Raw genomic sequence first — 20,677 nt, 5'->3', positions numbered from 1 at the left:
CGATGATTCCCGGAGAGATCCTCTTCGCCGACGACCCGGTCGTCTACAACGAGGGCCGCGAGGTCACCAGGCTCACCGTCCTCAACGCCGCCGACCGGCCGGTCCAGGTCGGCTCCCACTACCACTTCGCCGAGGCCAACCCGGGCCTGGAGTTCGACCGTGCCGCGGCGCGCGGCAAGCGCCTGAACGTCGCCGCCGGCACCGCCGTGCGCTTCGAGCCCGGTGTCCCCGTCGACGTCGAACTCGTCCCGCTCGGCGGCGCCCGCGTCGTGCCCGGCCTGCGCGGGGAGACCGGGGGTGCCCTGGATGCCTGAGATCTCCCGCGCCGCATACGCGGACCTGTTCGGCCCGACCACCGGTGACCGGATCCGGCTCGCCGACACCGACCTGCTGATCGAGATCGAGGAGGACCGTTCGGGCGGCCTGGGACTCGCCGGCGACGAGGCGGTCTTCGGCGGCGGCAAGGTCATCCGCGAGTCCATGGGCCAGTCCCGCGCCACCCGCGCGGAAGGCACCCCCGACACCGTCGTCACCGGCGCCGTCATCGTCGACCACTGGGGGATCGTCAAGGCCGACGTCGGCATCCGCGACGGCCGGATCACCGGGATCGGCAAGGCCGGCAACCCCGACACCATGGACGGCGTCCACCCGGACCTGGTCATCGGCCCCGAGACGGAGGTCATCGCGGGCAACGGGCGGATCCTCACCGCCGGCGCCATCGACGCGCACGTCCACTTCATCTGCCCACAGATCGCCGACGAGGCTCTCTCCGCCGGTATCACCACGCTGGTCGGCGGCGGCACCGGACCGGCCGAGGGCTCCAAGGCCACCACCGTCACCCCCGGCCCCTGGCACCTGGCCCGGATGCTGGAGGCGATGGAGGCCTACCCGCTCAACATCGGCTTCCTCGGCAAGGGCAACACCGTCTCGCACGAGGCGATGCTGTCGCAGATCCGCGGCGGCGCGCTGGGCCTGAAGCTGCACGAGGACTGGGGCTCCACCCCGGCCGTCATCGACGCCTCGCTGACCGTCGCCGACCGCACCGGCATCCAGGTCGCCATCCACACCGACACCCTCAACGAGGCCGGTTTCGTCGGCGACACGCTCGCCGCGATCGCCGGGCGCGGCATCCACGCGTACCACACCGAGGGCGCCGGCGGCGGGCACGCCCCGGACATCATGACCGTGGTCTCCGAGCCGCACGTGCTGCCCAGCTCCACCAACCCGACGCGGCCGTTCACCGTCAACACCGCCGAGGAACACCTCGACATGCTGATGGTGTGCCACCACCTCAACCCCGCCGTCCCCGAGGACCTGGCCTTCGCCGAGTCCCGGATCCGGCCGTCGACGATCGGCGCCGAGGACATACTGCACGACCTGGGCGCGATCTCGATCATCTCCTCCGACTCCCAGGCCATGGGACGGGTGGGGGAAGTCGTCCTGCGGACCTGGCAGACCGCGCATGTGATGAAGCGCCGGCGGGGCGCGCTGCCCGGGGACGGGCGGGCCGACAACCGGCGGGTGCGGCGGTACGTCGCCAAGTACACGATCAACCCGGCGCTCGCCCAGGGGCTGGGCCGGGAGATCGGTTCCGTGGAGACCGGCAAGCTCGCCGACCTGGTGCTGTGGGAGCCCGCCTTCTTCGGGGTCAAGCCGCAACTCGTCCTCAAGGGCGGTCAGATCGCGTACGCGCAGATGGGTGACGCGAACGCGTCCATCCCGACGCCGCAGCCGATACTCCCGCGGCCGATGTACGGGGCGATCGGACGGGCGCCCGCCGCCAACTCGTTCAACTTCGTGGCGCCGCTCGCCATCGACGACGGGCTGCCGGAGCGATTGCACCTGGGCAAGCGCTTCGTCGCCATCGAGTCGACGCGTGGGGTGACGAAGGCGGACATGAAGGAGAACGACGCCCGGCCGCGTGTCGAGGTCGACCCCGACAGCTTCGCCGTGCGCATCGACGGGGAGCTGGTCGAGGCGACACCGGCGGCCGAACTGCCCATGGCCCAGCGTTACTTCCTCTTCTGATGTCCAGGGCAGCACTTCTCGTCCTGGCCGACGGCCGCTTCCCCGCCGGCGGGCACGCGCACTCCGGCGGGGCCGAGGCGGCCGTCAGGGCCGGGCGGATCGACGGGGCCGGGAGCCTGGAGGACTTCTGCCGGGGGCGGCTGCACACCGTGGGGCTGGTGTCCGGCGCGCTCGCGGCGGCCGCCGCGCTCGGGGCGGATCCCGGGGCGTTGGACGCGGCGGCGGACGCGCGGACTCCGTCGCCCGCGTTGCGGGGGGCCGCTCGGCGGCTGGGGCGGCAGCTGATGCGGGCCGCGCGGGTGGCCTGGCCGGCCGGGGAACTGGACGCGCTGGCACGGGAGTTTCCCAAGGGCGTCCATCAGCCGGTGGTGCTGGGGGTCGTGGCGCGGGTGGCCGGGCTGGGGGCGTTGGACGCGGCGTACTGTGCGGCGTACGAGAGTGTGAGCGGGCCGGCGACGGCGACGGTGCGGTTGCTGGGTCTGGACCCGTTCGATGCGACGGGGGTGCTGGCTCGGCTGGCGCCGGAGCTGGACGGTGTCGCGGATCGGGCGGTTGAGGCGGCTCGGCGGGTGGCCGATGAGGGGGTGGATGTGTTGCCTGCGGCGTCGGCGCCGTTGTTGGAGGTGGGGGCGGAGTGGCATGCGGGGTGGTCCGTGCGGCTGTTCGCTTCGTAGGGGGTCTTCGCCCCCGCCGCCCCTACCCTTTCCCGTCCCCAGGGGCTCCGCCCCTTCGACCCCGCCAGGGGGCTGCGCCCCCTGGACCCCCCTTTCGGCCTGAACGGCCTCGTCCTCAAACGCCGGACGGGCTGGTAAGGGCCAAGCTCAGTCAAAAGAGTTGGGAGCCGTCTCCATGCACCTCGACCACAGCCACACTCACGCCACCCCCGCCCTCAGCGCCGACGCCCGCCGCCCCGACGGCACTCGCCGTGCCCTGCGGATCGGGCTCGGGGGGCCCGTCGGGTCCGGGAAGACCGCTACCGTCGCCGCGCTGTGCCGGGTGCTGCGCGACGAGTTGTCGTTGGCTGTCGTCACGAACGACATCTACACCCGGGAGGACGCCGAGTTCCTGCTCAGGGAGGCGGTGTTGCCGCCGGAGCGGATCGCGGCCGTGGAGACGGGTGCCTGTCCGCACACCGCGATCCGGGACGACATCTCCGCCAACCTCGAAGCGGTCGAGGACCTGGAGGGCGAGGTGGGGCCGCTGGATCTGATCCTGGTGGAGTCCGGTGGGGACAATCTGACCGCGACCTTCTCCAGGGGGCTCGTGGACGCGCAGATCTTCGTCATCGATGTCGCCGGGGGTGACGACATCCCGCGCAAGGGCGGTCCGGGGGTCACCACCGCCGATCTGCTCGTGGTGAACAAGACCGACCTCGCGCCGTACGTGGGCTCCGACCTGGCGCGGATGGCCGCCGACGCGAAGGCGCAGCGGGCCGAGTTGCCGGTGGTGTTCCAGTCGCTCAGGAGCCCGGCGGGCGTGGGGGACGTGGCCGAGTGGGTGCGCGGGCGGCTTGCCGCGTGGGTCGCGTGACCGTGACCGGGGTGCGGGCGACCGCCCGGATCGTCGCCCGGGACGACGGGCGGGGCGGTACGGCGCTGCCCGTGCTGGAGGGCGAGGGGCCGCTGGCGCCGCGCCGCACCCGGGCGAGCGGGGCCGGGGCGCGGGTCATGCTCGTCGGCGCGATGAGCGGGCCGCTCGGCGGTGACCGGTTCGCCGTGGAGGCCGAGGTGGGGGAGGGCGCCCGGTTGCACGTCGGGTCCGCCGCGGCGACCATCGCGCTGCCGGGGCAGGGGAAGGGGGAGGCCCGGTACGACGTCCGGATCCGAGTGGGCGAGGGTGGCGAACTGTGGTGGCTGCCCGAGCAGTTGATTTCGGCGCGGGGCAGTGACCTGTACGTCACCACGTGCGTCGACCTCGCGGCGGGAGCCCGGCTCGTGCTGCGTGAGGAGCAGGTGCTGGGGCGGGCCGGGGAGGAACCCGGGCGCCTCACCAGCCGTCTCACGGTGCGGATCGCCGGACGGACCGTGCTCGACCAGGAACTGGCATGCGGGCCCGGCGCCCCGGGCGGCTGGGACGGGCCCGCCGTGCTGGCGGGGCACCGCGCCGTCGGACAACTCGTCATCGCGCGGCCCGAGTTCGCGCGAGAGCCGGTGGCGGCGCGGATGCTGGGGGAGGGGGCCGCCGTGGCGCCGCTCGCCGGACCCGCCGTGCTGGTGACCGCCGTCGCGGCCGATGCTCTGCGGCTGCGGCGGGTACTGGACGAGGCGAACGAGGGCGTGTTCCGCTAACGGGACGTGATCATCCGGTTATCGGATTGGCAAAGAAGGTCAACAACCCCTGTTCTCAGACGGCTCACAGCCGCGAGGATCCCCGTGACCAATCGCAGCTATGTACGGGGAGGGGCCCACTTGAGGGACATCAGACCGAAGAAGCGTGTGCTGGCGCTCGGTTCGGCCGGAGCGCTCGTCACGGCCACCCTGCTGGCCGGAGCAGTCTCGGCGCCCGCGGCCGGTGCGGCCGAGCGGCACGGACAGGACCGTGAGGCCCAGGGTGCCGCGATCGCCGCGGACCGGGCCGCCAAGACCGGGATCGACTGGAAGGACTGCCCCGCCGACTGGGGGCTGGAGAAGCCGATCCAGTGCGGCTGGGTCTCCGTACCGGTGAACTACGCCGAGCCGTACGGCAAGCAGATCAAGCTGGCCGTCGACCGCATCGGCAGCACCGGGACGAAGGAGGAGCGCCAGGGCGCGCTCGTCTACAACCCCGGCGGCCCGGGCGGCTCCGGCATGCGCTTCCCGCGCCGGGTCACCACCAAGAACCCCCTGTGGGCCAACACCGCGAAGGCGTACGACTTCGTGGGCTTCGACCCGCGCGGCGTCGGCCACTCGGCACCCATCTCCTGCATCGACCCGCAGGAGTTCGTCAAGGCGCCCAAGGCCGACCCGGTGCCGGACACCGAGGCCGACAAGACCGCCCAGCGCAAGCTGGCCCGTGAGTACGCCGACGGCTGCTACGACCGCAGCGGCGGCATGCTGCCGTACATGACCACGCCGAACACCGCGCGCGACCTGGACGTCATCCGTGCCGCGCTCGGCGAGAAGCAGCTCAACTACCTCGGCGTGTCCTACGGCACCTACCTCGGCGCCGTCTACGGCACGCTCTTCCCGGGGCACGTCCGCCGGATGATCGTCGACAGCGTGGTCAACCCGTCCCGCCAGAACATCTGGTACCAGGCCAACCTGGAGCAGGACGTGGCCTTCGAGGGCCGCTGGAAGGACTGGGAGGACTGGGTCGCCGCCAACGACGCGAGCTTCCACCTGGGCACCACCCGCGCCGCCGTCCAGGCCAAGTGGCTCCAGCTGCGCGCCACCGCCAAGAAGAACCCCCTCGGCGGGGTCGTCGGCCCGGCCGAACTGATCTCCTTCTTCCAGAGCGCCCCGTACTACGACTCCTCCTGGGTGCCGGTTGCGACGGCGTTCAGCAAGTACGTCGCGGGCGACACCCAGGCGCTGGTCGACGCCGCCGCCCCGGACCTGTCCGACACCGCGGGCAACATCGCCTCGGAGAACAGCAACGCCGTCTACACGGCGGTCGAGTGCACCGACGCCAAGTGGCCCACCAGCTGGCGGAAGTGGGACCGCGACAACACGCGGCTCAACAAGGACTACCCGTTCATGACCTGGGCCAACGCGTGGATGAACCTGCCGTGCGCGACCTGGCCCGTCAAGCAGCAGACCCCGGTGCACGTCAAGACCCACAAGGGCCTGCCGCCCGTCCTCATCGTGCAGTCCACGCGTGACGCCGCCACGCCGTACGCGGGCGCCGTCGAACTGCACAAGAGCTTCAAGGGCTCCCGCCTGATCACGGAGAAGGACGCGGGCTCCCACGGTGTGACCGGACTGGTCAACCCGTGCATCAACGACCGGGTGGACGCCTACCTGCTCACCGGCAAGCTGGACACCGCGGACGTCACCTGCGCTCCGCACGCCACGCCCAAGCCGTAACCGCCCACCATGGCGACGAGGGGCGGCCGGATCTCCGGCCGCCCCTCGGTCATGCGGGGTCAGCTCAGCGGCAGCCGCGGGAAGCGGCGTTCCTTCTCCGCCCGGGCCGCGGCCTGCTCCGCCTTGACGACGGCCGCGTACTGGTCGACGTACTCCTGTTCGGACAGTGACAGGATGGCGTACATGAGCTCGTCGGTGGCCGCCCGCAGGATGGCCTTCTCGTCCTCCATTCCCTCGTAGCGGGAGAAGTCGAGGGGTTTGCCGAAGCGGATGGTGATGGGGTGGACGCGCGGGACGACCCGGCCCGGCGGCTGAGCCTCAAAAGTGCCGATCATCGCGCAGGGGACGACCGGCACCCCGGCCTTCAGCGCCATCACCGCGACACCGACCTTGCCCTTGTAGAGGCGGCCGTCGTGCGAGCGGGTGCCCTCGGGATAGATGCCGAGCAGTTCCCCCTTGCGGAGCACGCCGAGACCCTCGCGGATCGCGGCCTGGCCCGCGTCCTTGCCCGAACGGTCGACCGGGATCTGGCCCGCGCTGCGGAAGAAGAACGCGGTCAGGCGGCCCTTGACGCCCGGTCCGGTGAAGTACTCGGCCTTGGCGAGGAAGGTGATGCGCCGCTTGAGGATGGCCGGCATCAGGAAGTGGTCCGCGAAGGACAGGTGGTTGCCGGCGACGATGGCCGCGCCCGAGGAGGGCACGTGCTCGAGGCCTTCGATGCGGGGCCGGAACACCAGTCTCAGCAGCGGCCCCAAGAGCACGTATTTGAGCAGGCGGTAGAACAAGGGGTCGCTCCTCACTCTGACGGATCGGCTCAACCGCCGCGTTCCAGCAGGTCAACCGGCGCGTTGTGGGGTGTCAGTGTAAGTGGCGACGCAGGCGCGCGGAACGGGATCCGGCCGTATCGGAACCGAACCCGTTCACACGTCCTGACGGATACTCAGACCGGTATCAGCGATGTGAGACGTCGGCCCCGAACGAGACCGGTTCGCGGTGCGTCCGGTACGGCAGTGCCGGCGCGTCGCCATGAGCCACCCGGTCGCCGAGCCAGGCGACGAACGCCATGACGAAGAGTCCCTCGACCAGCAGGGACGCGGGACCGTACGGCGGCTCCAGGCCGGCCTCGTGGTAGCCGCCCGGCAGGCCGACGGTGCGTGACAGCGCGAAGCACACGATCATGCCGAGGCTGACGACACTCCCGGTCAGCCAGGCGATCAGGGGGCGCCGCATGACGACCAGCGCCACCGCCACCGCGAGCATCACGGCGCTCCCCACGGCGAACAGGACGCCGATGTAGAACATCTCCTCGAGGTGGTCGGTGACGAGGGCCGTGTGCAGCAGCGAATTGCCGACCGCGCAGCACACGCCCAACGTTGTGAAGCCGAATTCGGCTGCATGGGGGTGGTGCATCGTGACCCCAGGTGTTCCGTACATCAGTTTGTCCGGAGATTGCCTCCTGTGAACTGATACGAAAAGCAGCCGTGGATGGATTGCAGTCAGTGCTCCCGGACGAGCACCCGCTCCAACGCGCCCAGCGCGGATCGCAGTTCCCCGGCCGTGATGGTCAGCGGCGGGGCCAGCCGGATCGTGGAGCCGTGGGTGTCCTTGACCAGGACTCCCTCCCGCATGAGGCGCTCGCTGACCTCGCGGCCCGTGCCGATGGCGGGGTCGACGTCGACGCCCGCCCACAGCCCGCGCGAGCGGAAGCCGACCACGCCCTGGCCGACCAGATCGGCCAGTCCGTCGCGCAGCACGCCGCCCAGCTCCGTCGCCCGGCGCTGGAACTCGCCCGTCTCGAGCAGTTCGACCACGGCCGTGCCGACGGCCGCCGCGAGCGGGTTGCCGCCGAAGGTGGAGCCGTGCTCTCCCGGCCGCAGCACGCCGAGCACCTCGCGCCGGCCCACCACGGCCGACACCGGCACGATCCCGCCGCCCAGCGCCTTGCCGAGCAGCAGCAGGTCAGGGACGACGTCCTCGTGCTCGACCGCGAGGGTGCGGCCGGTGCGGCCCAGGCCCGACTGGATCTCGTCCGCGATGAACAGACAGCCCTTGCGGCGGGTCAGCTCACGGACACCGGTCAGATAGCCCTCGCCGGGGATGACGACCCCGGCCTCGCCCTGGATCGGCTCGATCAGCACCGCCGCCGTCGTCTCGTCGACGGCCTCCTCCAGCGCGGCCAGGTCGCCGTACGGGACGATCCGGAAGCCCGGCGCGAAGGGGCCGAAGCCCGCCCGGGCCGTCTCGTCGGTGGAGAAGCCCACGATCGTCGTCGTACGGCCGTGGAAGTTCTCCGCCGCGACCACGATCGTGGCCCGGTCGGCGGGGACGCCCTTCACCTCGTACGCCCACTTCCGGGCCACCTTGATGCCGCTCTCCACCGCCTCGGCGCCGGTGTTCATCGGCAGCACCATGTCCTGGCCGGTCAGCTCCGCGAGCCGCTCCGCGAACCCGGCGAGCCGGTCGTTGTGGAAGGCGCGGGAGGTGAGGGTCAGCAGGTCCAGCTGGCGGTGCGCGGCCTCGATCAGCGCCGGGTGGCGGTGGCCGAAGTTCAGCGCCGAGTATCCGGCGAGCATGTCGAGGTAGCGGTTGCCCTCGACGTCCTCCACCCAGGTGCCCTCGGCCCGTGCCACCACCACGGGCAGCGGGTGGTAGTTGTGCGCGAGGACGGGCTCCTCCGCACGGATCAGGTCGGCGGACGTGCGCGTGCGCGCGGGTGCGGTCATCAGCGGATCTCCTGGGTGCAGCACTTGATGCCACCGCCGGCCTTGTGGAACTCCGACAGGTCGACGGGGACGGGGACATAGCCGTGGCCGGCGAGGCGCTCGGCGAGGGCTTCGGCGCGGGGCGCGATGAAGACGTTCCGGCCGTCGGACACGGAGTTGAGGCCGAACGTCATCGCGTCGTCCCGGGTGGCGAGCACCGCGTCCGGGTACAGCCGCCGCAGCACCTCCCGGCTGCCCGCCGAGAACGCCTCCGGGTAGTAGCAGACGTTGTCGTCGTCCAGCACGAACAGAGCCGTGTCCAGGTGGTAGAAGTACGGGTCCACCAGGGTCAGGCCGATCACCGGGTGGCCGAGGAACTCCTGCGCCTCCCGGTGCGCCTCGCGGGTGGTGCGGAACCCGGTGCCGGCGAGCACGTACCGGCCCGTCCACACCAGGTCGCCCTCGCCCTCGGACACCGACTCGGGGCGGTACACGTCGTAGCCCGCCGCCTTGAACCAGGTGTCGTAGTGGGGCGACTCGGGGCGCCGCTCGGGCGCGTGGAAGAGGGAACCGAAGACCCGGCCGCCGACCACGAACGCCGCGTTCGCGGAGAAGACCATGTCCGGCAGGCCCGGTACCGGCTCGACCGACTCGACGGTGTGCCCGTGGGCACGGTAGGCACGGATCAGCGTCTGCCACTGGTCCCGGGCGAGGTCCACGTCGACGGGGCGGTCGGGATGCATCCAGGGATTGATCGCGTACTGCACCGCGAAATGTCTGGGTTCACAGACGAGGAAGCGCCGAGGGCGCGGCTCACGGCTTTCGGACACAGAGGGTTTCCTCCGCTTTCCGGTGTGTCACTGAGGGATGACACCAAGGTAGGAAGGGAGGGAGACGGACGACAAGGAAGAAAGGCTGCGCGCCTGCGCAGCATCGCTGCGTTCTCCTGGCGCCACACGCAGGAGTGATGCGCATGCCCGGGGTCATTCCGGTGCGGCGAGAGTCGCTCCCGCTTCCGGGCTTTCCGGGAGGAGGTGGGAGAGCACCATCACGCTGATCGTCTTCCGGATGAACGGTTCCGTGCGGATCCGCTCCAGCACCTCCTCGAAGTGCTCCACGTCCCGCGCCCGCACGTGCAGCAGCGCGTCCGCGCCGCCCGTCACGGTCATGGCGGCCGTGATCTCCGGATGGTTGCGGACCACCTCCGCCAGGCGCCTCGGCGGCGCCGCCCCTTCGCAGTACACCTCCACGTACGCCTCCGTGCGCCAGCCCAGCGCGGACGGCTTCACGGTGGCCGTGAACCCCGTGATCACGCCCGTGTCCCGCAGCCGGTCCACGCGCCGCTTCACCGCGGTGGCCGACAGCCCGATCGCCGAACCGATCTCGGCGAAGCTGGTCCTGGCGTTCGCCATCAGCGCGGTGACGATCTTCCGGTCGAGCTCGTCGAACGGGGCGGTCCTGCTGTTCATGTCGGCACTGTATCCAGCGGGAACGCGCACGCCCGGCACATGTCCAGGCATGCGGATCGCCCCTACACTCCACGTTCATGCTGCGCGCCCTCGCCGTCGACGACGAACGCCCCTCGCTCGAGGAACTCCTCTACCTGCTCCACGCCGACCCGCGCGTCAGCAGCGCCGAAGGAGCGGGGGACGCCACCGAGGCACTGCGCCGCATCACCCGCGCCCTGGAGTCCGGGCCGGCCGGACCCGACGCCATCGACGTGGTCTTCCTCGACATCCAGATGCCCGGCCTCGACGGCCTGGAGATGGCCCGGCTGCTGACCGGGTTCGCCCGGCCGCCGCTGGTCGTCTTCGTCACCGCCCACGAGGACTTCGCCGTACGCGCGTTCGATCTCAAGGCGGTCGACTACGTACTCAAACCCGTCCGCAAGGAACGCCTGGCCGAGGCCGTCCGCCGGGTCGCCGAACTGCGCGGCACCGCTCCGCCGATCCCCGTGCACGAACCCGACCCCGACCAGATACCCGTCGAGCGCGGCGGCGTGACCCGCTTCCTGGCCGTCGACGACATCACCCACGTCGAGGCGCACGGCGACTACGCCCGGCTGCACACCGGCCGCGGCAGCCACCTCGTCCGCATCCCGCTGTCCACCCTGGAGGACCGCTGGCGCGCCCGCGGCTTCGTCCGCATCCACCGCCGCCACCTCGTCGCCCTGCGCCACATCGGCGAGCTCCGCCTGGACGCCGGCACCGTGTGCGTCCTGGTCGGCGGCGAGGAACTCCAGGTGAGCCGACGGCACGCCCGCGAGCTGCGGGACCTTTTGATGCGCCGCACCGCGGGGTAGGGAGGCGCAGTGGAGCCCACCGAACGCCGTGTCACCGTCACCGGACCGCCCCGCCGTGCGCGCAGGGCCTCCGGCTACTACCGGCCGCGCGCCGAGATCGACGAGCTCACCACCCTCGGCCACACCTACCTCCGCTCCCTGATGCGCACCCAACTGCGTGCCGCCCTCACCGGATTCGCGGTCCTGGTCCTGCTCGTCGGCCCGCTCCCGCTGGTCTTCGCGGCCGCGCCCGACGCCCGCCGCCTCGCCTGGGCGGTGCTCGGCTTCTGCCTGTACGCGCCGCTGATCCTGCTCGCCCGCTGGTACGTGCGCCGCGCCGAACGCAACGAGCGCGACTTCGTGCGCCTGGTGGAAGACCGATGACCGACGAGGACCAGAGCTCCGAGGACGACAACTTCGAGGACCGATGAACTCCGGTTACGCCGTCCCCGCCGTCGCCCTCGTCGTCGTCGCGACCGTCCTCGTGGGTGCGTTCGGCCTGCGCATCTCCCGCACCACCTCCGACTTCTACGTCGCCTCCCGCGCCGTCGGCCCCCGCCTCAACGCCGCCGCCATCAGCGGCGAGTACCTCTCGGCCGCCTCCTTCCTCGGCATCGCGGGGCTGGTCCTCGTCCAGGGCCCGGACATGCTCTGGTACCCCGTCGGCTACACGGCCGGCTACCTCGTCCTGCTGCTCTTCGTCGCCGCCCCGCTGCGCCGCTCCGGCGCCTACACCCTGCCGGACTTCGCCGAGGCCCGGCTCGCCTCACAGGGGGTGCGACGGCTGGCCGGGGCCTTCGTGGTCGGCGTCGGCTGGCTGTACCTGTTGCCCCAGCTCCAGGGCGCCGGGCTGACGCTGGCGGTGCTCACCGGGGCCCCCGAGCCCCTCGGCGGGGTCATCGTGGCCGTGGTCGTGGTGGCGACCGTCGCCGCGGGAGGCATGCGCAGCATCACCTTCGTGCAGGCCTTCCAGTACTGGCTCAAGCTCACCGCCCTCCTCGTCCCCGCCCTCTTCCTCGTCCTCGCCTGGCAGGCCGACGGCGGCCCGAGACCCGCCTTCACGGAACCGGCCGCCTTCCGCGACCCCCGCACCGTGCTCGTCGCCGACACCGTCGACCTCCGGCTCGACAAGCCGCTCACAGTCACCGTCAGCGGCACGGTCGACGGCCGCCCCCACGACGACACCCGGCTCCGCCTGCCCACGGGCACCCACCGCATCGAGGGCGGCACCCGCCTGACCTTCGCCCGGGGCACACCCGTCCCCGCCGCCGACCGCGGCGGCAACGGCGGCATGTCCACCTCCCTCGCGGCGAGCCGCGAGGAACGCCCGCTCTACGCCACGTACGGGCTGATCCTGGCCACCTTCCTCGGCACCATGGGCCTGCCGCACGTCGTCGTCCGCTTCTACACCAGCCCGCACGGCGGCGCCGCCCGCCGCACCACCGTCGCCGTCCTCGCCCTGATAGGCGGCTTCTACCTGCTGCCGCCGGTCTACGGTGCCCTCGGCCGGCTGTACGCCCCCGAGCTCACCCTCGGCGGCGACGCGGACGCCGCGGTCCTGCTGCTGCCCGGCCGCATGATCGGCGGCGTCGGCGGCGACCTGCTGGGCGCGCTGGTCGCGGGAGGTGCCTTCGCCGCGTTCCTGTCCACGGCCTCGGGGCTGACCATGGCGGTGGCCGGCGTACTCACCCAGGACGTGCTGCCCTCCCGCGGGGTACGGCACTTCCGGCTGGGCACGGCGCTCGCCATGGCCGTGCCGCTGGCCGCGAGCACGCTGGTGGGCGGGCTGCCGGTGGCGGACGCGGTGGGGCTGGCCTTCGCCGTGTCGGCGTCCTCCTTCTGCCCGCTGCTCGTCCTGGGCATCTGGTGGCGGCGGCTGACCCCGCCCGGCGCGGCGGCGGGCATGCTGGTGGGCGGCGGCTCGGCGTTCCTCGCGGTCACCGCGACCATGGCGGACTTCACCGGCACCGGACCACTCCACGCCCTGCTCGCCTGGCCCGCCCTGTGGTCGGTGCCGCTCGGCTTCCTCACCATGGTCCTGGTGTCCCTGGCCACCCCGACCCGAATACCCCCTGGCACGGCGGCGATCCTGGCCCGCTTCCACCTGCCCGAGGAACTACGGGCGGAGGTGACGGCGTGAGCGGCTCCCTCACGGGCCTGCCTGTGCTGCTGTCGCGGCCGGCGGCGAACCTGTGCGTGGTGCTGTCGCGGTCGGCGGCGAACGCGGGGTGGTGGCGGGTCACCGTGCGTCCCGGGACCGGCTCGCCGGGTGTCCGGCCGGCGGGGGCCGTCCTGCGGTCGGTGCATGGCGGTGGTGTGCCGCGGGCGGAGGTGACGGGGTGAGCGGGTTTCTCGCGGGCCTGCGTGTGCTGCTGTCGCGGCCGGCGGCGAACTCGGGGTGGTGGCGGGTCACCGTGCGTCCCGGGACCGGCTCGCCGGGTGTCCGGCCGGCGGGGGCCGTCCTGCGGTCGGTGCATGGCGGTGGTGTGCCGCGGGCGGAGGTGACGACGTGAGCGGGTTTCTCGCGGGTCTCTGCGTCGCCGTCCTGCCGCTGCTCGCGGCCGGCTTCTGGCTCGGGCGGCGCACCGCGCGTCCCGGGACCCTGGGCGATCTCGGCACTCCCGTCGAGCACGCGACCTTCCAGACCCTGCACACCGCCTCGCTCGCCGCGCCCCCGTTGCGGGCCGGGCTCACCGGGGAGACCGCCCGCAAGTCGGTGCGCGGACTGCGCACCCTGCTGGGCACGGACGCGCTGTGCCTCACCGACCTGGAGGAGGTACTGGTCTGGGACGGAGTGGGCGGTCACCACCGCGCGGAGGTCATGGAGCGGCTGGCGGGGCCGCTGGAGAGCGGCCGCGGCGAGGCCTTCCGGCTCACCTGCGCCATGCCCGACTGTCCCGTCCGCTGGGCCGTCGTGGCGCCCCTCACCGTCGACGACCGGGTGCACGGCGCGCTGGTCGCCTGCGCCCCGCGCGAGTCCGCGGTCCTGGTCCGGGCGGCCGGCGAGGTCGCCCGCTGGGTGAGCGTCCAGCTGGAGCTCGCGGACCTCGACCGGTCCCGGACCCGCCTCATCGAGGCCGAGATCAAGGCCCTGCGCGCCCAGATATCCCCGCACTTCATCTTCAACTCGCTCGCGGTGATCGCCTCCTTCGTGCGGACCGACCCCGAGCGGGCCCGGGAGCTCCTGCTGGAGTTCGCCGACTTCACCCGCTACTCGTTCCGCAGGCACGGCGAGTTCACCACCCTCGCCGACGAGCTGCACGCCATCGACCACTACCTGGCGCTGGTCCGGGCCCGCTTCGGCGACCGCCTCTCCGTCACCCTCCAGATCGCGCCCGAGGTGCTGCCGGTCACCCTGCCCTTCCTGTGCCTTCAGCCCCTCGTGGAGAACGCCGTCAAGCACGGCCTGGAGGGCAAGGCCGACGCCTGTCACATCCAGATCACCGCGCAGGACGCGGGCGCCGAGGCACTGGTGGTCATCGAGGACGACGGTGTCGGCATGGACCCCGGCCTGCTGCGCCGCATCCTGGCCGGCGAGGTCGGTCCCTCGGGCGGCATCGGCCTGTCCAACGTCGACGACCGGCTCCGTCAGGTCTACGGCGACGACCACGGCCTCGTCATCGAGACCGCGGTCGGCGCGGGCATGAAGATCACGGCACGGCTGCCGAAGTACCAGCCCGGCGTGCACTGAGGACCGCCGAACTCAGCAGCTCAGGGGCTCTGCGTCATGACCATCGCCAGTGTGAGCAGCCCCAGCACGACCCAGCCGAACCACAGCCAGCCGTTGCTGCCGAGCGCCACCGTGTAGGCCGTGACCACGACGAGCCCGCCGACGGTGAGCACCCCCATGGCCTTCGTGGAGCCGTTCGTCGAACCGGGCATCGCACCAGCCTCCTCAGGGTCCGTGCCTCCATGGTGCCCCGAACGGCCCGGCTACGGCATACCGGTGACTCAGTTCTCGCGTGCGTTCAGCGAGGCCAGATAGGCGTTGTACGCCTCCAGCTCCTGGTCCCCGTTCCGGTCGGCGGCCCGGTCCTTGCGTTTGGCCTGCCGCTGCTCCGAGCCGTACCACTGGAACAGCAGCGCGATCAGCACCAGCACGGACGGGATCTCGCTGAACGCCCAGGCGATCCCGCCGGCCGCGTTCTGGTCGGAGAGCGCGTCGATGCCGAGCGAGGCGGGCGGGTTCCGGAACGTGTCCACCATCGGCGTCGAGGCCATCATCAGCGCGATCCCGAAGAACGCGTGGAACGGCATGCCGGCGAACAGCTCCAGCATCCGCAGCAGGTAACCGGGCCGGTGCGGTCCCGGGTCCACGCCGATGATCGGCCAGAAGAACACCACGCCCACCGCGAGGAAGTGCACCATCATCGCGACGTGCCCCGTCTTCGACCCCATCAGGAAGTCGAAGATCGGCGTGAAGTACAGCGCGTACAGGCTCGCGATGAACAGCGGGATCGTGAACACGGGATGCGTGATCACCCGCATGTACCGGCTGTGCAGCAGCGCCAGCAGCAGCTCGCGCGGACCCTTGCGGCCCTTGCCCGCGACCGGCAGCGCGCGCAGCGCCAGGGTGACCGGGGCGCCCAGCAGGACCAGGATCGGCGACAGCATGCTGATCACCATGTGCTGGACCATGTGCACGCTGAACATGACCATGCCGTAGTCGTTCAGCCTGGTGCACATCATCAGCCCTATGGTCAGCACGCCCACGGCGTACGACACCGTCCGGCCGACCGGCCACGCGTCACCGCGCCGCCGCAGCCGTACGACACCCCACCCGTACAGCCCCAGCCCCACCAGGCAGGCCACGAGGAAGAACGGGTCGGCCGACCACTGAAGACCCCGCCCCAGCGTGAACGGCGGCAGATCCATGACCATGCCGTGCCCGCTGTGATCCATCCGCCGGCTCCTGATTCGTGGGGGTTGTACGCGTCTGTCCGCCCCCAAGAGTAGAACCGCCCCCGGTCACGTCCGCGACCGGGGGCAGGCAGGTCCACTCGGACCGCGGGCTCAGAGCACGCACTCCGCCTCGTCGTACCGCTCCGAGGGCACGGTCTTCAGCGTCTCCACGGCCTCGGCCAGCGACACCATCACGATGTCCGTACCGCGCAGCGCGGTCATCCTGCCGAACTCACCGCGGTGCACCGCCTCCACCGCGTGCCAGCCGAAGCGCGTGGCCAGCACCCTGTCGTACGCGGTCGGCGTGCCACCGCGCTGCACGTGCCCGAGGATGACCGGCCGCGCCTCCTTGCCGAGCCGCTGCTCCAGCTCGACGGAGAGCTGCCGGGCGATCCCGGCGAAGCGCTCGTGGCCGTAGATGTCCTTGCCGCCCTCGTCGAACTCCATGGCACCGGGCTTCGGCTTGGCACCCTCGGCCGCCACCACGATCGCGAACCGCTTGCCCGCCTCGAACCGCTCGCCGACCTTCCGGGTCAGCTCGTCGATGTCGAAGGGCCGCTCCGGTACGACGATGGCGTGGGCGCCGGCCGCCATGCCGGAGTGCAGCGCGATCCAGCCGGTGTGGCGGCCCATGACCTCCACGATCAGCACCCGCTGGTGGGACTCGGCGGTGGTCTTCAGCCGGTCCAGGGCCTCGGTGGCGACGCCGACGGCCGTGTCGAAGCCGAAGGTGACGTCCGTGACGGCGATGTCGTTGTCGATGGTCTTCGGCACACCCACGATGGGCAGGCCGCTGTCCGACAGCAGGCGGGCCGCCTTCAGCGTGCCCTCACCGCCGATCGGGATGATCGCGTCGAGCCCGAGCTCCTCGACGTGCCCCTTGGCCCGCGCCACACCGTCCCTCAGGTGCTCCGGGCGGACCCGGGAGGAGCCGAGGATGGTGCCGCCGCGCGCCAGGATGCCGCCCACGGCGTCGAGGTCGAGCTTGAGGTAGTCGCACTCCAGGAGGCCTTTCCAGCCGTCCCGGAATCCGATGACCTCGTCGCCGTGGTCGGCGACGGCACGGTGCACGACGGACCGGATGACGGCGTTCAGGCCGGGGCAGTCGCCGCCGGACGTGAGGACACCAATGCGCATAGCCCGAATACCTTCTCGACGTGGGCCGGGGACCGGACCACGCTGTCCGGCTGGATCCCGGCCACCCTACCGGCGTGTGGGGGTGGCTCCGTAGCAGGCGTCCGCCTGCTGGACGTGCCCGCACATGTGAGCGGACGCGCCGTCAGGCGGGCCTGCGGACAACCCTGGCGGAGGGCGCTTGAAGGCGACTTCAGTACCTCTAGACCGGACCTCGGACCGGACCTCGGACCGGACCTCGCGACCGGCGGAAACGGCCGCCCGGGCAGGGACCTCCTAGGCAGGCTGCTGCGCGGCTGCGATGCGCTCGTTGCGGAGCGCCTCGTACCACCGGTCGTCGATCGGCGGCAGCGCGTTGACGTCGAGCGCCAGCTTCAGCAGCAGGTCGGCGATCTGCGGGTTGCGGGCGAGGGCGGGCCCGTGCATGTACGTACCGAAGACGGTGTCGTTGTACGCGCCCTCGGTGCCGTCGCCGGTGCCGTTGCCCTTGCCGAGGCGGACCTGGGCGAAGGGGCGGGCGGTGGGGCCGAGGTGGGTGATGCCCTGGTGGTTCTCGAAGCCGGTCAGCGGGGGGAGACCCAGGCGCGGGTCGATGTCCGCGAGGACGTCGCCGACGCACCGCTCGCCCTCGTTGCGCACCGTGGTGACGTCGAGCAGGCCGAGGCCGGGCTCGCGCTGGCCGAGGTCGTTGACGAACTCGTGACCGAGGATCTGGTAGCCGGCGCACACCGCGAAGACGATCGCGCCGTTCTGCACCGCCTGGTACAGGTGCCCGTCGCGGCGCAGCCGCTCCGCGGCGAGCCGCTGGGGCCGGTCCTCACCGCCGCCGATCAGGTAGATGTCGCCGGAGGTGGGGATCGGCTGGTCGCTGCGCACGTCGAGCCGCGCCACGTCCAGACCCCGCTGCCGCGCCCGCCGCTCGATGACCAGCGCGTTGCCCTGGTCGCCGTAGGTGCTCAGCAGATCCGGGTAGATCCACACCAGCCGCAGTTGGTTGTCGCTCATCAAGTGATCGTCCTTCGTGGTCAGTTGCCGACGCGGCGGCGCAGGTCCTGGAACGCGGTGTAGTTCGCGATGACCTCGACCCGGCCCGGCGGGCACATCTGCACGGCCTGGTCCAGGTTCTCGCAGACCTGGAAGTGCTGGTTCGCGACCTCCAGACGTACCGCGAGGTCGAGCTTCCGGTCGCCGATGACGAAGATCGGGTGGCCGGTCAGCCGCGTGTAGTCGACGTCCCACAGCCAGGAGGTGTCCGTGCCGTCGGCGCCGCGGGCGTTCACGGAGAGGATCACGGGGGCGGGCGGCGGGTCGATGAGCGAGAACGTCTCGAGCCAGCCGGCCGGGTTCTTCGCCAGCAGCAGACGCAGGTCACGGCCCTCGAACTGCACGACGTCGTACCGTCCGGCGACCGCCTGCACCTGGTACATCCGCTCCAGGGCGACCTGCGGCGGCACCCCGAAGACGGCGGCGACGGCCGCGGAGGAGGTGGCGTTGGCCTTGTTGGCGCGGCCCGGCAGCTGGAGGTGGATCGGCCAGGCGGAGCCGTGCGGGTCGAGGACGTGGTCCCCGGACAGCGCCCAGCTCGGCGTCGGACGGCGGAAGCCGCACTCGCCGCAGAACCAGTCGTCGCCTGGCCGCTGCATCACACCGCCGCAGGACGGGCAGGACCAGGCGTCGTCCTTCCACATCTGCCCGGCGGCGACCCAGATCACATTGGGGGAGGAGGACGCGGCCCACACCACCAGCGGGTCGTCGCAGTTGGCGACGATGACGGCCTTGGTGCCGGCCAGGCCCTCGCGCCAGTTCTCGGCGAGCATCCGGGTCTCGGCGGCGCGGTCGAGCTGGTCGCGGGAGAGGTTGAGCAGCGCGATGCACTTGGGGTCGGTGTCCCGGGCCACACCGGCCAGGTACTTCTCGTCGACCTCGATCACGCCGAACTTGGCTTCCGACCCGCCCGCCAGCGCCGAGGTGATGCCGGCCGGCATGTTGGCGCCGAGCGCGTTGGACACGACCGGGCCGGCCGCCCGCAGGGCCTCGGCGATGAGCCGGGTGGTCGTGGTCTTGCCGTTGGTCGCCGAGACCAGGACGACGTCCAGGTTCTGGGCGAGCCGGGCGAGGAGGTCGGGGTCGAGCTTGAGTGCCACCCGGCCGCCGATCACCGATCCGCTGCCGCGCCCCGCCGCGCGCGACGCCGCCGCGACCGCCTTGCCCGCGGTCACGGCCAGCTTGGCCCGCGGCGTGAGCGGGTCCGAGTTGCCTGCCATCAGTTCTCGATCCTCCTTGCGTACGCGCCGCGCCTGAAGCCAACCGGCAACGTGGTGTGGCCTCAGCCTATCGAGATCCACTCACGTGCCCGAACCGCGGCCCACGTCTGCGCGGCGGGTGTGGGCCGAAGGAACCGTACCCTTACGGCCATGCGACACGGTTTCATCCCGGGCGCCCGCGGGCGGGCCCGGCCTCTCACCCTGCTCGGCGACGCGGTGCTGCGCGAGCCGTGCGGGGAGGTCACCGACTTCGGCCCCGAGCTGTCGGCCCTCGTGGAGGACCTGTTCGCCACGATGTACGCGGCGCGGGGTGTGGGACTGGCCGCGAATCAGATCGGGGTGCCGCTGCGGGTGTTCGTCTACGACTGCCCGGACGACGACGATGTGCGGCATCTCGGACATGTGGTGAACCCGCGGCTGGTGGAGGCGGACGGTGTGGTGATCCGGGGTCCGGAGGGCTGTCTGTCCCTGCCTGGGCTGGAAGCGGGGACGGAGCGGTACGACCACGCGGTGGTCGAGGGCTGCACGGTGACCGGGGAGCCGGTCACCGTGCACGGCACGGGGTTCTTCGCCAGGTGCCTGCAGCACGAGTGCGACCACCTGGAGGGCCGCGTCTACGTGGATCACCTCACCGGGTGGCGCAAGCGCAGGGTGTTGCGGCAGGCCGCGCGAGCGCCGTGGGGGCGATGACCCCGGCGCCCGCGTCTCAGAATCCCGGCCCGCCCATCCGGTCCCCCGCGGCCGCCAGGCGGCCCCACAGCAGGTCGGCCAGGCTGCGCACCAACTCCGCACGGGAGCAAGGGCGTTCGCCCAGCCACCAGTCGCCCGCCGCATGCATCATCCCGACGATCCCGTGCCCCCACACCCGGGCCAGCTGCTGGCCTCCCGGGCCCAGGTCCAGCCGGTCCTCGATGACCTGGGCCAGTTCCTCGCCCATCCGGCGCAGCAGCGGAGCCGAGTGCTTGCCGACGTCGAAGCCCTGGTCGGCGCCCTGGCCGCCCTCCGACGGGTGCATCAGGAAGCGGTACACCTGGGGCCGGGCCTCGATGGCGGCGAGGTAGGTGTCCAGCGTGGCCTCGACCCGCTCCCGCCGCTCCGCGGGGGCGTCCAGGGCGGCCCGCAGCGAATCGAGCAGGGCGTCCGTGTGCCGCTTGGCCAAGGCGGCGTAAAGGCCGCCCTTGTCGCCGAAGTGGCGGTACAGGATCGGCTTGGTGATGCCCGCCTCCGCGGCGATGGCGTTCATCGAGGCCTGCGGGCCGTCGCGGAGCACCACCCGGTCGGCGGCCTCCAGCAGCTCGCGCCGTCGGCGGTCGGCGGAACGCTGCTGATCGGTCCGCTGTGTGGTGTCCATGTGCTCTCCCC

Annotated in this window: 23 protein-coding genes; 12 read left to right on the top strand and 11 right to left on the bottom strand. The window is 71.9% G+C overall.

The window, feature by feature from the left end:
* Positions 1-2 precede the first annotated feature (2 nt).
* The 6 genes from ACFY01_RS06535 to ACFY01_RS06510 all read left to right on the top strand — a co-directional run bounded on the left by ACFY01_RS06535 (position 3) and on the right by ACFY01_RS06510 (position 6,032).
* Positions 3-314, top strand: coding sequence for an urease subunit beta (locus tag ACFY01_RS06535; RefSeq protein ID WP_390734514.1), 312 nt, complete (start codon positions 3-5; stop codon positions 312-314).
* Complete coding sequence (locus ACFY01_RS06530; protein ID WP_390734513.1) at positions 307-2,028, top strand: urease subunit alpha; 1,722 nt, start codon at positions 307-309, stop codon at positions 2,026-2,028. Before ACFY01_RS06535 ends, ACFY01_RS06530 begins: the two co-directional genes overlap by 8 nt.
* Complete coding sequence (locus ACFY01_RS06525) at positions 2,028-2,702, top strand: urease accessory protein UreF (protein ID WP_390734512.1); 675 nt, start codon at positions 2,028-2,030, stop codon at positions 2,700-2,702. The genes ACFY01_RS06530 and ACFY01_RS06525 overlap by 1 nt, the downstream gene beginning before the upstream one ends.
* A 175-nt stretch (positions 2,703-2,877) precedes the next feature.
* Entirely contained in the window at positions 2,878-3,558 is a 681-nt protein-coding gene (gene ureG / locus ACFY01_RS06520) for an urease accessory protein UreG (protein ID WP_390734511.1), read from the top strand.
* Positions 3,546-4,316, top strand: coding sequence for an urease accessory protein UreD (locus ACFY01_RS06515; RefSeq protein ID WP_390734510.1), 771 nt, complete (start codon positions 3,546-3,548; stop codon positions 4,314-4,316). The genes ureG and ACFY01_RS06515 overlap by 13 nt, the downstream gene beginning before the upstream one ends.
* A gap of 120 nt (positions 4,317-4,436) precedes the next feature.
* Positions 4,437-6,032 (top strand): alpha/beta hydrolase, encoded by a 1,596-nt coding sequence (locus ACFY01_RS06510; RefSeq protein WP_390734509.1) that lies wholly within the window; start codon positions 4,437-4,439, stop codon positions 6,030-6,032.
* 59 nt (positions 6,033-6,091) lie between these two features.
* Here the strand turns inward: ACFY01_RS06510 and ACFY01_RS06505 are convergent, their stop codons facing one another.
* The 5 genes from ACFY01_RS06505 to ACFY01_RS06485 all read right to left on the bottom strand — a co-directional run bounded on the left by ACFY01_RS06505 (position 6,092) and on the right by ACFY01_RS06485 (position 10,203).
* Positions 6,092-6,817 carry a lysophospholipid acyltransferase family protein gene (locus ACFY01_RS06505; protein WP_390734508.1) on the bottom strand — a complete coding sequence of 242 codons (726 nt, stop codon included), beginning with the start codon at positions 6,815-6,817 and terminating at the stop codon, positions 6,092-6,094.
* Between the two features lie 166 nt (positions 6,818-6,983).
* Positions 6,984-7,397, bottom strand: a complete 414-nt coding sequence (locus ACFY01_RS06500) for a hypothetical protein (protein ID WP_390734507.1) — start codon at positions 7,395-7,397, stop codon at positions 6,984-6,986.
* Positions 7,398-7,528: 131 nt separating this feature from the next.
* Positions 7,529-8,755: an ornithine--oxo-acid transaminase gene (rocD, locus tag ACFY01_RS06495; RefSeq protein WP_390734506.1), complete on the bottom strand. Its 1,227-nt coding sequence runs from the start codon at positions 8,753-8,755 to the stop codon at positions 7,529-7,531.
* Positions 8,755-9,564, bottom strand: a complete 810-nt coding sequence (gene ddaH, locus ACFY01_RS06490) for a dimethylargininase (protein ID WP_390734505.1) — start codon at positions 9,562-9,564, stop codon at positions 8,755-8,757. The genes rocD and ddaH overlap by 1 nt, the downstream gene beginning before the upstream one ends.
* A 153-nt stretch (positions 9,565-9,717) precedes the next feature.
* The gene (locus ACFY01_RS06485) at positions 9,718-10,203 is read right to left on the bottom strand and encodes an Lrp/AsnC family transcriptional regulator (RefSeq protein WP_390734504.1); all 486 of its coding nucleotides are present in this window, start codon (positions 10,201-10,203) and stop codon (positions 9,718-9,720) included.
* 77 nt (positions 10,204-10,280) lie between these two features.
* Between ACFY01_RS06485 and ACFY01_RS06480 the strand changes: the two genes are divergently transcribed.
* From ACFY01_RS06480 to ACFY01_RS06460, 5 genes are all read left to right on the top strand, one after another.
* Positions 10,281-11,036 (top strand): LytR/AlgR family response regulator transcription factor, encoded by a 756-nt coding sequence (locus tag ACFY01_RS06480; RefSeq protein WP_390734503.1) that lies wholly within the window; start codon positions 10,281-10,283, stop codon positions 11,034-11,036.
* A gap of 9 nt (positions 11,037-11,045) precedes the next feature.
* Entirely contained in the window at positions 11,046-11,399 is a 354-nt protein-coding gene (locus ACFY01_RS06475) for a hypothetical protein (protein WP_390734502.1), read from the top strand.
* Positions 11,400-11,442: 43 nt separating this feature from the next.
* Positions 11,443-13,155 (top strand): cation acetate symporter, encoded by a 1,713-nt coding sequence (locus ACFY01_RS06470; RefSeq protein ID WP_390734501.1) that lies wholly within the window; start codon positions 11,443-11,445, stop codon positions 13,153-13,155.
* Positions 13,152-13,358, top strand: a complete 207-nt coding sequence (locus ACFY01_RS06465; protein ID WP_390734500.1) for a hypothetical protein — start codon at positions 13,152-13,154, stop codon at positions 13,356-13,358. The genes ACFY01_RS06470 and ACFY01_RS06465 overlap by 4 nt, the downstream gene beginning before the upstream one ends.
* Before the next feature lie 166 nt (positions 13,359-13,524).
* Complete coding sequence (locus ACFY01_RS06460; protein ID WP_390734499.1) at positions 13,525-14,706, top strand: sensor histidine kinase; 1,182 nt, start codon at positions 13,525-13,527, stop codon at positions 14,704-14,706.
* A 20-nt stretch (positions 14,707-14,726) separates the two neighbouring features.
* Here the strand turns inward: ACFY01_RS06460 and ACFY01_RS06455 are convergent, their stop codons facing one another.
* From ACFY01_RS06455 to ACFY01_RS06435, 5 genes are all read right to left on the bottom strand, one after another.
* Entirely contained in the window at positions 14,727-14,897 is a 171-nt protein-coding gene (locus tag ACFY01_RS06455) for a hypothetical protein (protein ID WP_390734498.1), read from the bottom strand.
* A 69-nt stretch (positions 14,898-14,966) separates the two neighbouring features.
* Positions 14,967-15,917, bottom strand: coding sequence for a cytochrome c oxidase assembly protein (locus ACFY01_RS06450; RefSeq protein WP_390734497.1), 951 nt, complete (start codon positions 15,915-15,917; stop codon positions 14,967-14,969).
* 111 nt (positions 15,918-16,028) lie between these two features.
* Positions 16,029-17,054, bottom strand: a complete 1,026-nt coding sequence (locus ACFY01_RS06445) for a 6-phosphofructokinase (protein ID WP_390734496.1) — start codon at positions 17,052-17,054, stop codon at positions 16,029-16,031.
* A 273-nt stretch (positions 17,055-17,327) separates the two neighbouring features.
* A complete protein-coding gene (locus ACFY01_RS06440; RefSeq protein ID WP_390734495.1) occupies positions 17,328-18,056 on the bottom strand; it encodes a type 1 glutamine amidotransferase in 729 nt (242 codons plus the stop codon).
* A gap of 20 nt (positions 18,057-18,076) precedes the next feature.
* Positions 18,077-19,315: a MurT ligase domain-containing protein gene (locus tag ACFY01_RS06435; RefSeq protein WP_390734494.1), complete on the bottom strand. Its 1,239-nt coding sequence runs from the start codon at positions 19,313-19,315 to the stop codon at positions 18,077-18,079.
* 150 nt (positions 19,316-19,465) lie between these two features.
* Between ACFY01_RS06435 and def the strand changes: the two genes are divergently transcribed.
* Entirely contained in the window at positions 19,466-20,005 is a 540-nt protein-coding gene (gene def, locus ACFY01_RS06430) for a peptide deformylase (protein WP_390734493.1), read from the top strand.
* 16 nt (positions 20,006-20,021) lie between these two features.
* Here def and ACFY01_RS06425 read toward each other — a convergent pair whose 3' ends face one another.
* Complete coding sequence (locus tag ACFY01_RS06425; RefSeq protein ID WP_390734492.1) at positions 20,022-20,666, bottom strand: TetR family transcriptional regulator; 645 nt, start codon at positions 20,664-20,666, stop codon at positions 20,022-20,024.
* Positions 20,667-20,677 lie beyond the last annotated feature (11 nt).

The sequence above is a fragment of the Streptomyces sp. NPDC001480 genome (assembly GCF_042894725.1).
GTDB lineage: Bacteria > Actinomycetota > Actinomycetes > Streptomycetales > Streptomycetaceae > Streptomyces.
Note: the sequence above shows the minus strand (reverse complement) of the source record. Positions and strands in the feature narration are given on the sequence as shown.

Coding starts and splice junctions, on each gene's coding strand:
- ACFY01_RS06470 (WP_390734501.1), top strand. CDS start 11,443: ATGAACTCCGGTTACGCCGTCCCCGCCGTCGCCCTCGTCGTCGTCGCG.
- ACFY01_RS06450 (WP_390734497.1), bottom strand. CDS start 15,917: ATGGATCACAGCGGGCACGGCATGGTCATGGATCTGCCGCCGTTCACG.
- def (WP_390734493.1), top strand. CDS start 19,466: ATGCGACACGGTTTCATCCCGGGCGCCCGCGGGCGGGCCCGGCCTCTC.
- ACFY01_RS06455 (WP_390734498.1), bottom strand. CDS start 14,897: ATGCCCGGTTCGACGAACGGCTCCACGAAGGCCATGGGGGTGCTCACC.
- ACFY01_RS06435 (WP_390734494.1), bottom strand. CDS start 19,315: ATGGCAGGCAACTCGGACCCGCTCACGCCGCGGGCCAAGCTGGCCGTG.
- ACFY01_RS06485 (WP_390734504.1), bottom strand. CDS start 10,203: ATGAACAGCAGGACCGCCCCGTTCGACGAGCTCGACCGGAAGATCGTC.
- rocD (WP_390734506.1), bottom strand. CDS start 8,755: ATGACCGCACCCGCGCGCACGCGCACGTCCGCCGACCTGATCCGTGCG.
- ACFY01_RS06445 (WP_390734496.1), bottom strand. CDS start 17,054: ATGCGCATTGGTGTCCTCACGTCCGGCGGCGACTGCCCCGGCCTGAAC.
- ACFY01_RS06530 (WP_390734513.1), top strand. CDS start 307: ATGCCTGAGATCTCCCGCGCCGCATACGCGGACCTGTTCGGCCCGACC.
- ACFY01_RS06440 (WP_390734495.1), bottom strand. CDS start 18,056: ATGAGCGACAACCAACTGCGGCTGGTGTGGATCTACCCGGATCTGCTG.
- ACFY01_RS06525 (WP_390734512.1), top strand. CDS start 2,028: ATGTCCAGGGCAGCACTTCTCGTCCTGGCCGACGGCCGCTTCCCCGCC.
- ACFY01_RS06480 (WP_390734503.1), top strand. CDS start 10,281: ATGCTGCGCGCCCTCGCCGTCGACGACGAACGCCCCTCGCTCGAGGAA.
- ACFY01_RS06535 (WP_390734514.1), top strand. CDS start 3: ATGATTCCCGGAGAGATCCTCTTCGCCGACGACCCGGTCGTCTACAAC.
- ureG (WP_390734511.1), top strand. CDS start 2,878: ATGCACCTCGACCACAGCCACACTCACGCCACCCCCGCCCTCAGCGCC.
- ACFY01_RS06425 (WP_390734492.1), bottom strand. CDS start 20,666: ATGGACACCACACAGCGGACCGATCAGCAGCGTTCCGCCGACCGCCGA.